The sequence below is a fragment of the Anaerotignum sp. MB30-C6 genome, from assembly GCF_030908465.1.
GTDB lineage: Bacteria > Bacillota > Clostridia > Lachnospirales > Anaerotignaceae > Chakrabartyella.
This window is the reverse complement of record NZ_CP133078.1, coordinates 242,341-256,435: the sequence shown is the minus strand read 5'-3', so window position 1 is coordinate 256,435 and position 14,095 is coordinate 242,341. Positions and strand designations below refer to the sequence as shown.

The following is a 14,095-nucleotide window of genomic DNA, read 5'->3' as shown; positions in this document are numbered from 1 at the left end:
CTTTTCCCACAAAAAAAGGTAACCGGGTGGTGTTCAAGGAGGAAATAATGAAAACGCATCTTAGAGTATTTGCTATCGTGGTATTTATATTGGTGATTGGCTGCGGTTCAGCCTCTGCTTACAGCAAACTCGGCTCACAATCTGTAATCGTTAATCTGGACGGCGTACCTCGAATGGTATCCACAGATACTGATACTGTTGGTGATTTGTTAGATGAACTATCTGCTACCATCGACACAGAATATCTTTTACAAGATTATAATGAGGCAGACGCTGTAACAGACATGATGACCATCTCTCTCACCTCAGTAACTGAAAAAATTGTTGCAACTACCGACGTTGTACCTTACAAAACAATCGAAAAAGCCTCTAATGCATTAAAACCAGGTGAACGTCGTGTTGTTCAGGAAGGTCAGGAAGGTCAATCTTCCACAGTAAATAAGGAAGTATACCATGGCGACAAATTAGTAAGTTCCGAGTTTGTAGAAACAAAAGTTATCACAAGCGCAGTAGATGAAATCATTGAGGTTGGGGCGTCCAACGTCGTTGACGGCATGACTTATAAAAAAGCAATTAACGCAAAAGTTACAGCATATACACCTTACGACGCAGGTTGTAACGGCATCACAGCAACAGGTGCAAGAGCAAAAAAAGGCGTTGTAGCGGTAGATCCAAGGGTAATTCCTTTAGGTAGTAAAGTTTACGTTCCCGGCTATGGCGTTGCCATTGCTGCGGATACAGGCGGAGCAATTAAGGGTAACCGTATTGACGTCTGTTACGAAACAAAAAATGAAGCATTTTCTTGGGGTGTACAAAATGTAACCGTTTACGTTTTGTCCTAATGGAAGAAAATAAAATATACTAAACCACGATACAAAAGACCAAGTCAAATGAGTGACTTGGTCTTTTTTTATGTAAAGCATATTTACTATCCTAAGTTCTTGGGACTCCGTCCCAACCCCTGCTAGCAGGTCAAGCACTTTTGCTCTGCAAACGCTAGCAAGTTTGTAGCCGCCCTGTCTTGGTCGGTGCAGTTTTAAAAAGGCTTGATCTAAACTTTTTAATCTATGACATCCAAACTTCTTACTGAGCATACTTTATTATTTTATATCTTTTTTCCACCTTCTGAGAACAGGGAACGCAATGATCGGAACAATTGATAAAGCTAGGGAAACCCAAAACGGGGGATATGTTGCGCTTAGGCCTAATTGCAAAGATTTTTCTTTGAACGCGATAGGATAATACCACGTTAGCATCTGCCAAATATAAATCACAGGAAAGGTGATCAGGCATATTTCTGTAAAAATTGAACCTATAAACCTTCCAATGTTACCTTCTGGTTCATTATGAAACAGTACAATCAAACCCGCTATTTGTAGCATGACGTAAGGAAAAAATAGAAATCCCCAAACATATCCCTGCATGTTTGGCTCAAAGGAAAACCACGGTAAAAACAGCCCTACCCAAGATAACAGCATTATTCTAACAAATGTCTTCTTTCCCCATTCTGAGGCAAACATTTTATCCCTATTATATTTAGCACTAGATTTGTTCTTATGCCTCTTCCAACGCCTCAGAAAAGGAAAAGCAAATATGGGAATAAAAGCAAGGACAAAGGCGATCCAAAAAGTAGGAGCGGCTGTGTTTAAACCCCAAAAAAAGCAATCATCGCTGAAAACAAATGGTATATCCCATGACATCATGAGACAAAAATACACGATTGGAAACGAAATCAACAATAATTCTGTTACCACAGGAAAAAGTCTCCGTTTTACTTTCTCCTCCATTGCTTTACTACAAAATACAGCGATTAAGATTCCTTGTATCATAACAAAGGGGAAACTATGAAGTCCCCAGTAATATAGTCCTCGGTCAATGTGAAACCATGGCAACAACATTCCTGCCACAGACACCAACATAATTTTTGCAAATGCCTCTCTTCCCCATTCCGAAGCAAACATAAATCTCCCCCCCACTTATTTATTATTGCATTTCTGCCCTTTCCCTCCGCCATAAAATTGGAAAAGCAAAAATAGGTATAAAGGTTAGCCCAAATGCAATCCAAAATGGCGGGTATGTGGTGCTTAAGCCCGTGACAAAATAATTATCACTGACCACCGCAGGGTAATACCACCACATCATTTTCCAAATATACATCACAGGAATGGAAAGCAGAAGAATCTCTATGAATACAGGGAAAAACCACTTGCTGGGTTCCTTTGTCGGCGCATTGTAACACAACCCGAGCACAATTGCGGCTTGCAGGCCTACATAAGGAGAAACGTAATACCCCCAAACATATCCTGTCACCTCAGGGTTAAAGGAAAACCAAGGCAACAGGAAACCCAACCATGGCAGAACCATGCACCCAACAAACATTTTTCTTCGCCGTTTAGAAAGAAACAATGGCTCACCCCCATGTTCACAGACACTGACACAAAAATATGCATACAACTACCGTTCTTGTTATATTCTATATTTTTCCATTTTTAATCACCATTAAAAATTTCTTACAAATCAATAATTTCTGCATTTTGTACCGATTCTTCCAAAAGTCTATCCAACTCTGTCAAACGACGTTCAGACTTCTCGATAAAACTCAATCTGGGTTTTGTTACGGGGTGTTTTGCAACAAAAACGGTACAACAGTCTTCATACGGTCTTGCAGAAATTTCAAAGGTTCCGATTCTTTGAGCAAGGTTTACGATTTCCTGCTTGTCCATACCCGCCAAAGGACGGAGCACAGGCATTTCACAAACCGCATTAATTGCATAAATCCCCTGCATGGTCTGACTGGCAACCTGACCAACGCTTTCACCAGTAATTAATGCCATAGCATCGTCCTTTTTCGCAATCATTTCGCCAGCACGCATCATGGCACGTTTTAAGTGGATTGTCAGCTTATCATGGGCTACATTATCCAATAGATATAGCTGTAGCTCTGTAAAAGGTACCACATACAGGCGGAACTCTCCCGTAAAATCGGCAATTCTTTTCGCCAAATCAATAACCTTTTCCTTTGCCCATTCGCTGGTATAAGGAGGGCTATGGAAATAAACCCCTTCCACTTCAACGCCACGCTTCGCCATCATCCAAGTTGCCACAGGGCTATCAATACCGCCGGAAAGAAGGCTAACACCTTTGCCAGAACTGCCATAAGGCAAACCGCCATAGGTTTTCACCACCTTAGAATGGAGATACACACTGTTTCTGATTTCTATATTCAATACCACATCGGGTTTACGTACATCCACCTTCAAATTAGGCAAGCGTTCCAATAAGTAACCGCCCACTTCTGCATTCACTTCCATAGATGGCATAGTAAAGCCTTGATTTGCCCTTCTGGTGTTTACCTTGAACGTAATCTCCTCATCGCCATACAATTCTTTCATATGCTGATAAGATTCTTCTAAAATAGTCTCAAAAGACATATCCCCAAGTCTTACCCCTGGGCACACGGCTACCAAACCAAAAATAGGCTCAATACGAGGAATGAGCAAATCATAATCCAGCTCTCCCCCTCTATCTTCCACAATCAACCTACCCGGATCTCTAACCACATAATAACTCCCCAAGGGATCAATATTTCTGCGGATTGCTGAGATTAAACGGTTAATAAAAATATAACGGTTATTGCCTCTCATGGCAATTTCGCCGTACTTTACAATTAAAACTTTTTCTGCCATAACTATCCCCTTTTTATCTGTTATATTTTCTCAAAAATGGTACTAATTCTTGCAAAGCTGTCAAGGTAGTTTCTATTTCCTCCATGGTATTATATCGGCAGAAACTAAACCGAATGGCTCCTTCTATTTCCGAAAATGGCATTCCCATAGCAGTTAATACAGAGCTACCAACCTTCTTCTTACTATCGCAAGCAGAGCCAGCAGAAACAAAAATACCCTTGCTTTCCAACGCATGGAGTAAAACTTCACTACGCAGCCCCTTGAATGTAGCATTTAATACATAAGGACTGGCAGAATCCGAATCATCACCGTTAATTTGTGTATTTGGCATAGATAAAATCCCTTCAGCCAAAGCCTTTTTCAAGCCTGACACATGGGCAATGCTTTCTTGCATATGGCTAAAAGCTTCCTCTACAGCAACGCCTAATGCCGCTACACCTGGAGCATTTTCCGTACCTGCTCTTTGGCCTTTTTGCTGTCCGCCACCAAGTATCATGGGTTTTACCTTTGTACCTTTTCGCATATACAGCATACCAACACCCTTAGGCCCATGAATTTTATGCCCACTCATGGTTAAAAGATCAATTTTCATTTTTTCCACATGAATTGGATATTTTCCAAAAGCTTGTACTGCATCCACATGGAACAAGGTCTGGGGGTTTTTCTCTTTTATGAGCTTGCCAATCGCCACCCCATCTTGAACAACCCCTGTTTCGTTATTCACTAAAATGATGCTTACCAATACGGTATCAGGCCGTATGGCCGCTGCTAATTCCTCTAAAGAAATATGTCCCTTGGAATCCACAGAAAGCCAAGTTACCTCGCACCCTTCTTCTTCCAAAGCCTTCATAGGGTTCTTCACAGCAGGATGCTCAATGTGGGTTGTGATAAAATGTTTTCCATGACGATGATACCCTGCGGCTGTACCAAAAATCGCCCAATTATCCCCTTCTGTACCACCACTGGTAAAGTAAACTTCTTCTTCTTTGCATTGAATGCCACGGGCCAAAACCTGTGCCGTATAGCGAATTTCTTTTTCCACTGCCAAGCCCATTACACTTACGGAGGCAGGGTTTCCGAACTGCTCCGTCAGCATATATGTCATTTTTTCCGCCACAGCAGGTAAAGCTTTTGTTGTAGCAGCGTTATCCAAGTAAATCATGTTCCTTCCTCCTTACCCCAATTCATACAGCAAAATGGCTATGGTAGTCATACCTGCTGTTTCTGTCCGCAAAATTCGCTTGCCAAGGGTAATGGGCAATACCCCCGCATCTTGGGCAGATTGTATTTCGTCTTCCGTAAAACCACCTTCAGGACCGATAAAAACGCCTAATTCTTTTCCCGAAAATCCTTCCACAAAAGAGCGTATCCCTCTATCCTCTTCCTTTTCATAAGGAATGATTGCACCATCTAACGTTTTGGCCTGGTCTAAGGCTTGGGAAAAACGCAACACCTTTGGTGCAATTTCGGGTATCTTGCCACGACCACTTTGTTTTGCTGCCGCCTCAGCGATTTTCTGCCAACGCTCCAGCTTTTTTTCCTCTTTCTTGTCTAGCTTCACAATGCATCGCTCCGTAGAAACCGCCACGATACGGTCGACACCTAACTCCACACACTTTTGGATAATTAGTTCCATTTTATCTGCCTTTGGCAAACCCTGATAAAGGGTAATTTTCGTTTTTGGCTCCGACTGACAAATTTCACTACTAATGATCTCCGCCGTTACACCGTCATCCAAAGATACAACACGGCATAAATAATCTGTACCCAAGCCATCGCAAAGGATAATTTCTTCCCCTTCACGGGCACGCAATACGGTTTTAATATGTTTTGCATCCTCGCTAGTTAAATGGATAGATTTTTGATTTATTTGATGAGATTCTACAAAAAATTTCGGCATCTCTTATCCCTCATATCGAGCCGCAATGGCAACCCAACCTTTTTTCTCCTTTACCTCCAAAACAGTAAATCCCCCTGCAGCCAACGCAGAAAGAACATCCTCTTTACGCTCTGTAATAATACCACTACAAAGGAAAATACCGTCATCTTTGATATAGTCAGGAACTTTTTTGGTTAATGCAATAATAACATCAGCAACGATATTCGCTTCCACCATGTCGTATTTTTTACCGCTATATTTTTCATGAAGGGCCTCATCCTCCAAAATATTCCCCGCACAAACATGGTACTTCTCTCTGGGAATTTGGTTCATATCGCTATTTTCGTAGGCAATCTGAATGGCATTGGGGTCAATGTCCACGGCATCGGCTTCCTTGGCTTCAAGCAAAAGCGAAGCGATGGATAAAATACCGCTACCACAGCCGATATCTAAAACAACATCGTCTTTTTCCAAGTATGTTTCAATTAATTCCATACAAAGTTGGGTTGTTTCATGAGTACCCGTGCCAAAAATATGGCCAGGATCGATTTTCAAAAGCACCTTATCCGTGGGTTCTGTCAATTCCTCCCAGGAAGGCCTGATCATAATTTTTTCTCCTACAGGAAAAGGCTTAAAGTATTTCTTCCAATTGTTTGCCCAATCCTCTTCCTGCACATTTTTCATGGTCATTTTCAAAGAGCCTAAAACAAGTTCCTTTTCCTGTTCTTTTAAAAGAGCCAAAGCACTCTTAATCTGGGCTAATTGCTCCCTGCCATATAGGTTGTCTCTCAGGAAAAAAGTAATACCTGTTTCTAACTTTTGTTTTTCTTCTACCAATTCATCGGCCACATAGTCCCAATCTCTATCGGGTGCCTCCAAAAAATCTTGAAAATCCGCCTCATCGTGAATCATAAGCCCTGTTAAGGCACATTCATATAACACTCCAGCCACAGGCTCCAGCCCCGTTTGGCTTACTGATACAAAAACTTCAATCCATTCCATGGTTCGTTCTCCTTTTTACTCCTGAAGATTGCTTGTGCACTCACAAGTAATCCCCAAAGGTTAAATTTATTACTGTTTGGCTAAACTTTTTAACTCACTTTTTCAACGGACGATTTTCATTATGTCCGAAATGAAAAAGCCGCTGGAACACTCTCGTAAAGAAGCAATACTTTTACTTCCTTACGGGAGAGCATCAAGCGGCCCTTTCCCTATCTAGTCGCCGCAATTGCGTCGGACTTAATCCTCATAGATTTTGCATACCTCATGATAGCTTTCAGGCGTACCGATATCGTAACATTCACCTGTGAATGTATAAGCATACACTTCCTTACGGTGATACAACCACGCTGGGAAGTTCCCTGGTGCATCTGGCTTATTTCCCTGTGCTAAGTAAGTGGCAAACAAAGGTACTGTTTCCCTTTTATATAAGTATGTGGCAAACACAACTGTATTTGACTTAGGGTTTTCGGGTTTTTCCTCAATATCAAGTACCATACCTTTTTCGTCTAAAAGGGCAATACCAAATTGAGATAAGGAATCGTCATCCTCCCAAACCTTCACGCAAACACAGTCTCTATCCTTCTCATAGAAAAAATCTACATAATCCTTTAGAGAATAGGTAAAGAAATTATCCCCCGCAATTACCATCAACTCGTCATCAATTTGTTTTTGTTCGATTACAAACTGGATATCACCGATGGCACCACGTTTGTTGCTATCATCCGTTGTGCCATCGTCCAAAATACTTATTGGGACATTGCTCTTTATCGTTTTGGCCCAGTCTAAAAACTGTTCATAAAAACGGCTATTTGTAACCACATAAATTTCATCAAGGCCATCTACATGGTTCATTTCATCAATAATATAATCAATAATAGGCTTTTTATTAATCGGAAGTAAAGCCTTAGACTTATGCAAAGTTAAAGGATACAGCCTCGTCGCATAGCCTGCTGCCAAAATAATGGCTTTCATGTAAGCGCCTCCCTCTTCAATCTAGCTCCACGTCTTCCCCAAAAATATCCTCAACAATCTGTTGGAAAACCTTAGGCAAAGGTGCAATTAGAGTTTTTCCCTTTAAATAGTCCAAAGACCCACTTGTATTGGAAAACACAAACTTTGCTCCATGCAAAAATTGGTTGGATAATGCAAAGTCCTGCTTAAATTGCTGATTCACCTTCGTGTCCCCATACTTTCGATCCCCCACAACGGGGTGACCTATAGATTGCATATGGGCACGAATTTGATGGGTTTTCCCTGTAATTAGGTGAATTTCCAAAAGGGTAAATCCATGGTTATATGCCAAAGGACGGTACTTGGTAATGCTTTTTTTTGCATTAGCCCCCGCTTCTTTTGAGACACGAACCTGATTTTTCCCCTCGTCTTTCGAAAGAAAGGCGGAAATTTCACCGGCATCTTTCACCTCACCTTTTACCAAGGTAAGATAATATTTATCTACCTGACGACTACGAATAGCCTCGTTCAGCCCTTGTACCCCTTTTAGCGTTTTACCCGCCAACACAATGCCACTTGTATTTCTATCTAAGCGATTGCACAAGGCAGGGGTAAAAGTAGACTGGAGTGATGGGGTATATTGCCCCGTTTGGTAAAGGTAAAATAATACCTGATCAATTAACGTTTCCTTATCATCGCTTTTTTCGGGATGGGTCAAAAGCCCCGCCGGTTTACCCACCGCCAAAATGTCATCATCCTCATAAACGATGGCAAAATGTCGCTTCGCCTCAGGGATTACTTTCTCCTCCATAAAAGAAGCGATTGTTTCATCAGAAAGGTACAGCAAAAGGGAGTCACCCTCTTGGAGCAACTCATTCCCTTCTGCTTTTTTTCCGTTATATTTGATGCGTTTTTTACGCAACATCTTATAAATAAAGGCTTTGGATGCCTTATTCATATATTTCAGCAGGAATTTATCCAGCCTTTGATTTTCTTCGTTTTTGGAAATACTGATTTCTCTCAAGGCTCTCTCCTTTAGCTATGAATCCAAGCAAGATACGCACTGATAAAGTTATCAATTTCCCCATCCATTACAGCACCTACATTACCTGTTTCTTCGCTGGTACGATGATCTTTTACCATAGTATAGGGCATAAACACGTAAGAACGAATCTGACTGCCCCAACCAATTTCTTTAACATCCCCTCGAATTTCAGCAAGCTTTTGCATCTGTTCTTCCAGTTTCAAAGCAAGGAGTTTACTTTTCAACATTTTAAAAGCTCTTTCCTTATTGCTGAACTGGCTTCGCTCATCCTGACACTGTACCACAACTCCCGTAGGGAAGTGCGTAATACGGATAGCTGAAGAAGTTTTATTCACGTGCTGGCCACCTGCACCACTGGCACGGTAGGTGTCAATACGAATATCATCGGCTTTTACTTCGATTTCATTGTCATTTTCGATTTCAGGCATTACATCGCAAGATGCAAAGGAAGTATGTCTTCTGCCTGAGCTGTCGAAGGGTGAAACACGAACCAAGCGGTGGATGCCTTTTTCCGATTTTAAATAACCATAGGCATTTTCCCCATTCACCTGAATGGTAACGGATTTTACACCCGCTTCATCCCCATCCAGCATATCCAAAATTTCCACCTCATAGCCTGCTTTAGCCGCCCATTTGTTATACATACGCAGTAGCATATTGGTCCAGTCGCAAGCCTCAGTACCACCAGTACCTGCATGAAGGGTTACAATGGCATTGTTTCGGTCATATTCACCATCAAGCATTGTGGAAATATGAAGTTCTTCATATTCCTGCTCAAAGGTTTCACGCATAGCCTTTACTTCTTCATAAACGCTATCATCCTGTTCCTCCATACCCATTTCGATTAAGGTCAGGATATCTTCGTAGGTGGTAATTAAAGTTTCGTATTTACCAACCTTTGTTTTCAATGCTTTTAACTGTTGCAATGTTTTTTGGCTCTTTTCCAAATCTCCCCAAAATTCGGGGTCTGCGGAAAGCTCCTCTAATTCCATGATCTTCTCTCTGGCGCCAGCGACGTCAAAGTGAAGCCCCCATTTCCTCTAATTTTTCGTCGTAAGCAGTGAGCCCAAGACGGATCTGTTCTAACTCGAACATGTAAAAATCAACTCCTTTAAATTGAATTTATAGCCATGAAAACTACGGATTCCGGGGACTCTGTCCCTCCCCCTGCAAGCGAGTCAAGCACTTTTGCTTTGCAAAAGCTAGCAAGTTTGCAGCCGGCCTGTCTTGGCCGGTGCAGTTTTGAAAAGGCATGACCGAAACTTTATCAGAAAAAATATACATTTTTACTCGCTAGAAAAAGCAATCCATAAAATTTACGGTCTTAATCCGTATTTGTCACAAGCCAAATTTATATTGATAAACATAACGTTGTATCCAAAGTTATTTTTCTGCTTTATGAAAAGAAATATAATTTCCTGAAAACGACGCCTCAAATTCCTCCATGGAAACCCAATGAGCCGCCCAGTTATTTTCTAAAAAGCAGGAAGGATGATGGACCAAAAAAGCCACTGGCTTTCCTTCCCCATCTAGTTCACAACCGTAAGCTACCACCAAATGGCCACCTTTTGGAGAAATATTGCCGTCTTCATCAGGCTTGCCCCCAGCAAATCTGGGGGAGACAGAAATGATACAGGGCATTCCCTCCATAATTGCTTCTACCATATCCCAGGCATCCTTCCCTCTGTGGGCAATACCCACAAGGCCATAGTCTGCCGACATATCTGCCAGCCCTTGATGAATCCAACCAACACCCGGCTTATAAGCCCCTTGAGTAAGGCCTTTGTGAACCATTGTTCCCTGTCTTTCGCAACAAGGCTTTCCCTCTTTTTGCAAAAAACCGTCAATGATCATCCGAAACGATGCAATGCCACAGCCTTTCATCTGCCAACAAAGGCCTTCTCGAAAATCAAAAAAACCATCTGTCTCCCAACTTTCCTCTGTCACCCTTTGGGTATAAAAAGGTATGGCGAAGGGTATTTCTATGATTTTATTCATATGATCCCTCCAAACTGGTTTTTTATTATCTACCGCAGCACTGTTTGTATTTTTTGCCACTGCCGCAAGGGCAAGGATCATTACGTCCTACCTTTTCTTCCTTACGTTTTTTGGGCTGCTTTACTGCAGAATCATCCTTGTTTGTAAACATAGGCTGTTCAACTTCTTCTCGTTTCACTTCTGTTTGAATACGAATACGATACAAAATCTTCAAAGTGTCTTCCTGAATATTACGGCTTAACTCATCAAACATATCGTATGCGGCAAATTTATATTCCATTAAGGGATCTCTCTGGGCATATGCGTGTAAGCCAATACCTTGACGCATACGGTCCATCTCATCGATATGATCCATCCATTTCTGGTCAATGACACGAAGCATAATCACTCGTTCCAATTCACGCATACGTTCTGCTTCGCCAATTTCCTTTTCTTTCATTTCATATAACTGCTGACCAAGCTTTGTCAGGTTTTCTTTTAACTTATCCTTGGTCATTTCCGTCAAGGCTTCTTCTTTGATGTTCACCTTGCCAACGGGAATGATAGCGGCAAAATGTTCGCTAAAAGATGCCATATCCCAATCTTCAGGCAATTGTTCATCTCCCATATGGGCATCAACACAACGTCCTACAACCTGACCAATCATGCCAATGATACTATCTCTCAAATCTTCACCGTATAAAACACGACGACGTTCGCCATAAATAATTTCACGCTGTTCATTCATAACCTGATCGTATTCCAGCAAATGCTTACGGATGGCAAAGTTGTTACCCTCCACCTTTTTCTGAGCATTTTCGATTGCCTTTGTCAGCATACCCGCTTCAATGGGCTCATCTTCGCTCATACCCATAGCATCAACCAATTTCATTGTTCTTTCAGAGCCGAATAAACGCATTAAATCATCTTCCAAAGATATATAGAAACGAGAATCACCAGGGTCACCCTGACGACCGGCACGACCACGCAACTGGTTATCAATACGTCTGGACTCATGTCTTTCTGTACCGATGATTTTTAAACCACCAATTTCAGCCACACCTTCGCCCAATTTAATATCCGTACCACGGCCCGCCATGTTGGTGGCAATGGTTACGGCACCCTTTTGCCCAGCAAGGGAAACTATTTCCGCCTCCTGTGCGTGATATTTGGCATTCAAAACCTGATGCTTAATACCCTCTCTTTTCAAAAGCTTGCTTAATTCTTCAGACTTATCAATGGTTACGGTACCAACCAAAACAGGTTGTCCCTTTTCATAGGCCTCCGCAATCTCTTTTACAACCGCACGGAATTTTCCAGCTTCAGTACGATAAACCACGTCCTGTGCGTCTTTTCTTTGTACGGTTCTGTTTGTGGGGATTTCCACAACGTCCATGCCATAGATATTACGGAATTCTTCTTCCTCTGTTTTAGCAGTACCAGTCATCCCAGCTTTTTTCTTGTACTTATTGAAGTAGTTCTGGAACGTAATGGTAGCAAGGGTTTTGCTTTCCCTTCTTACCTGTACATTTTCCTTTGCTTCAATTGCCTGGTGCAAACCATCGGAATAACGTCTGCCTGGCATCATACGGCCTGTAAATTCATCTACAATGACAATTTCGCCTTCTGCAATAACATAGTCTTTATCCAAATGCATATTGTAATTTGCTTTGAGGGCGTTGTTGATGTGATGCTGTAACTCCAAGTTTTCAGGGTCAGAAAGGTTTTCCACAGAGAAGAATTTCTCTGCCTTTTCCACACCCTCTTGTGTCAACACAACAGACTTGGCTTTTTCATCTAAAACAAAGTCCCCTTCTTCTTGCAATTCTTCTTTTAACAGGGGGTTCATTGCTTCTTCTTCGTTCAAAATGCGGCCTTTTTTCAGCTGTTTTACAAAAATATCCGCAACACGGTACATATCCGTGGATTTGGAGCCACTACCGGAAATAATCAAAGGCGTTCTAGCCTCATCGATCAAAACGGAGTCAACCTCGTCGATGATAGAAAAGTGTAGCTCTCTTTGTACCATGCTCTCTTTTCGAACCACCATGTTGTCACGCAGATAGTCAAATCCAAATTCGTTATTGGTTCCATAGGTAATATCACAAGCATATGCCGCTCGTCTTTCTTCATTGTCTAAGCCGTTTAAAATACAGCCTACACTTAAGCCAAGAAAACGGAACACTTCACCCATCCACTCAGAGTCACGCTGTGCCAAGTAATCGTTTACTGTAATAACATGAACACCCTTGCCTTCCAGTGCATTTAAATATGCAGGCAAAGTTGCCACCAACGTTTTACCTTCACCCGTTCTCATCTCTGCGATACGTCCCTGGTGCATTACGATACCACCCATTAACTGCACAGGGAAGTGACGCATATTTAGTACATGGGGGCGGGAAGCTGCTTCACGCACAACTGCATATGCTTCAGGCAGTAAGTCATCCAAAGTTTCGCCCTTCGCCAATCTATCTTTGAATTCTTGTGTTTTCCCTCTCAATTCTTCATCTGTCAGATTCTCATATTGAGGAGCTAACCCTTCGATCTTCTTTACAATTGGCGTAATGCGTTTGATCTCTTTCTCGCTATAACTGCCAAATATTTTTTCTAAAAAACCCATCTGGTCCACCTCATTCTTTCTTGCTGCCCCAAAAGTAGGCAGACTATTACATTATCATAGTTTAACATTAGAATACCCCCGTAGGCAAGGATAATTTACCTGATTCGGGGGTTCTTAACAAAGATTTAAATTTTATAGCAAATCCTTCCGTAAACTCTATAAAAATAATGGAAATGTACCCTTTTTTAGACGGTCTTTTTCACGAAATGTTCCAACAAAGGTTGAAAAAACACCGTTTCACAACCAATGGGACTTGCGTTTTAAAATGTCAGTTTCGAACCCTATTTAATCGCCTTTCGTATGTCATCCACATGCCCCAACACCATAAGATGCTCCTCCTCACGAAAGGCATGGTCTACACCGGGCATAGGGTAAATCTGTTGCCCTATTTTTGTCGCCATGATATTCATATGGTATTTATTTCTAAAGTCCAACTGACGAATGGTTTTTCCAATCCATTCGGGCAGGGGCTGAATCTCCATAATATAAAAATCATTGGAAATTTCAATACAATCAAAAATATTATCCGAGCTTGCTCGAATGGTAATACGCTCTGCCCCATCCTTTTCAGGATAAATCACCTCGTCGGCTCCATTGCGCAACAAAAACTTGGCTTGTATGTCCTCATCGGCTTTGCTATAAACCTTTTTCGCCCCCAGTTCTTTTAATAAACTGGTAATCTGCAAACTGTTTTGAAAATTTGTTCCCATGCAGACAAAGCAAGCATCGAAGGATGCAACATCAAAGCTGCGTAACACCTCGGGGTTTGTACAGTCCCCAATCTTGGCACTGGTAACATAGCGAAGCATATCTTCCAAATTATCCTGATTCTGATCTACAATCATGATTTCACAATCTTTTCCTGCAAAACTCCGGCACAAGTGATGACCGAAGGATCCCATACCAATGATTAAAAATGATTTCATACTCTCACC

General features: G+C 41.7%; 13 protein-coding genes. 1 reads left to right on the top strand and 12 read right to left on the bottom strand.

Annotation, left to right across the window (positions count from 1 at the left end):
• The first annotated feature begins 47 nt into the window (after positions 1–47).
• Positions 48–842 (top strand): G5 and 3D domain-containing protein, encoded by a 795-nt coding sequence (locus RBQ60_RS01220; RefSeq protein WP_307884786.1) that lies wholly within the window; start codon positions 48–50, stop codon positions 840–842.
• A 258-nt stretch (positions 843–1,100) separates the two neighbouring features.
• Here RBQ60_RS01220 and RBQ60_RS01215 read toward each other — a convergent pair whose 3' ends face one another.
• From RBQ60_RS01215 to RBQ60_RS01160, 12 genes are all read right to left on the bottom strand, one after another.
• Positions 1,101–1,961, bottom strand: coding sequence for a hypothetical protein (locus RBQ60_RS01215; protein WP_307884785.1), 861 nt, complete (start codon positions 1,959–1,961; stop codon positions 1,101–1,103).
• 22 nt (positions 1,962–1,983) lie between these two features.
• Positions 1,984–2,406, bottom strand: coding sequence for a hypothetical protein (locus RBQ60_RS01210; RefSeq protein WP_307884784.1), 423 nt, complete (start codon positions 2,404–2,406; stop codon positions 1,984–1,986).
• Between the two features lie 104 nt (positions 2,407–2,510).
• Positions 2,511–3,686 carry a tRNA uracil 4-sulfurtransferase ThiI gene (thiI, locus tag RBQ60_RS01205; protein ID WP_307884783.1) on the bottom strand — a complete coding sequence of 392 codons (1,176 nt, stop codon included), beginning with the start codon at positions 3,684–3,686 and terminating at the stop codon, positions 2,511–2,513.
• A gap of 13 nt (positions 3,687–3,699) precedes the next feature.
• Positions 3,700–4,848 carry a cysteine desulfurase family protein gene (locus RBQ60_RS01200; protein ID WP_307884782.1) on the bottom strand — a complete coding sequence of 383 codons (1,149 nt, stop codon included), beginning with the start codon at positions 4,846–4,848 and terminating at the stop codon, positions 3,700–3,702.
• A 12-nt stretch (positions 4,849–4,860) separates the two neighbouring features.
• The gene (locus tag RBQ60_RS01195; RefSeq protein WP_307884781.1) at positions 4,861–5,586 is read right to left on the bottom strand and encodes a 16S rRNA (uracil(1498)-N(3))-methyltransferase; all 726 of its coding nucleotides are present in this window, start codon (positions 5,584–5,586) and stop codon (positions 4,861–4,863) included.
• Positions 5,587–5,589: 3 nt separating this feature from the next.
• On the bottom strand, positions 5,590–6,567 hold the full coding sequence (prmA, locus tag RBQ60_RS01190; protein WP_307884780.1) for a 50S ribosomal protein L11 methyltransferase: 978 nt from the start codon (positions 6,565–6,567) through the stop codon (positions 5,590–5,592).
• A gap of 237 nt (positions 6,568–6,804) precedes the next feature.
• On the bottom strand, positions 6,805–7,539 hold the full coding sequence (locus tag RBQ60_RS01185) for a nucleotidyltransferase family protein (protein ID WP_307884779.1): 735 nt from the start codon (positions 7,537–7,539) through the stop codon (positions 6,805–6,807).
• Between the two features lie 16 nt (positions 7,540–7,555).
• On the bottom strand, positions 7,556–8,542 hold the full coding sequence (locus tag RBQ60_RS01180) for an RluA family pseudouridine synthase (RefSeq protein ID WP_307884778.1): 987 nt from the start codon (positions 8,540–8,542) through the stop codon (positions 7,556–7,558).
• Positions 8,543–8,553: 11 nt separating this feature from the next.
• Positions 8,554–9,658 (bottom strand): peptide chain release factor 2 gene (gene prfB / locus RBQ60_RS01175; protein WP_307884777.1). Its coding sequence is split into 2 segments (ribosomal slippage): positions 8,554–9,582 and positions 9,584–9,658, totalling 1,104 coding nucleotides; the frame shifts between segments, so codons are not numbered across the junction.
• A 288-nt stretch (positions 9,659–9,946) separates the two neighbouring features.
• Complete coding sequence (locus tag RBQ60_RS01170; protein WP_307884776.1) at positions 9,947–10,561, bottom strand: hypothetical protein; 615 nt, start codon at positions 10,559–10,561, stop codon at positions 9,947–9,949.
• A 25-nt stretch (positions 10,562–10,586) separates the two neighbouring features.
• Positions 10,587–13,160, bottom strand: a complete 2,574-nt coding sequence (gene secA, locus RBQ60_RS01165) for a preprotein translocase subunit SecA (protein ID WP_307884775.1) — start codon at positions 13,158–13,160, stop codon at positions 10,587–10,589.
• A 281-nt stretch (positions 13,161–13,441) separates the two neighbouring features.
• Positions 13,442–14,086: a potassium channel family protein gene (locus RBQ60_RS01160; protein WP_307884774.1), complete on the bottom strand. Its 645-nt coding sequence runs from the start codon at positions 14,084–14,086 to the stop codon at positions 13,442–13,444.
• Between the last annotated feature and the right edge of the window lie 9 nt (positions 14,087–14,095).

Bases quoted from the DNA above. Each gene is read 5' to 3' on its own strand.
- RBQ60_RS01220 (WP_307884786.1), top strand. From the start codon at position 48: ATGAAAACGCATCTTAGAGTATTTGCTATCGTGGTATTTATATTGGTG.
- RBQ60_RS01215 (WP_307884785.1), bottom strand. From the start codon at position 1,961: ATGTTTGCTTCGGAATGGGGAAGAGAGGCATTTGCAAAAATTATGTTG.
- thiI (WP_307884783.1), bottom strand. From the start codon at position 3,686: ATGGCAGAAAAAGTTTTAATTGTAAAGTACGGCGAAATTGCCATGAGA.
- RBQ60_RS01200 (WP_307884782.1), bottom strand. From the start codon at position 4,848: ATGATTTACTTGGATAACGCTGCTACAACAAAAGCTTTACCTGCTGTG.
- RBQ60_RS01195 (WP_307884781.1), bottom strand. From the start codon at position 5,586: ATGCCGAAATTTTTTGTAGAATCTCATCAAATAAATCAAAAATCTATC.
- prmA (WP_307884780.1), bottom strand. From the start codon at position 6,567: ATGGAATGGATTGAAGTTTTTGTATCAGTAAGCCAAACGGGGCTGGAG.
- RBQ60_RS01185 (WP_307884779.1), bottom strand. From the start codon at position 7,539: ATGAAAGCCATTATTTTGGCAGCAGGCTATGCGACGAGGCTGTATCCT.
- RBQ60_RS01170 (WP_307884776.1), bottom strand. From the start codon at position 10,561: ATGAATAAAATCATAGAAATACCCTTCGCCATACCTTTTTATACCCAA.
- secA (WP_307884775.1), bottom strand. From the start codon at position 13,160: ATGGGTTTTTTAGAAAAAATATTTGGCAGTTATAGCGAGAAAGAGATC.
- RBQ60_RS01160 (WP_307884774.1), bottom strand. From the start codon at position 14,086: ATGAAATCATTTTTAATCATTGGTATGGGATCCTTCGGTCATCACTTG.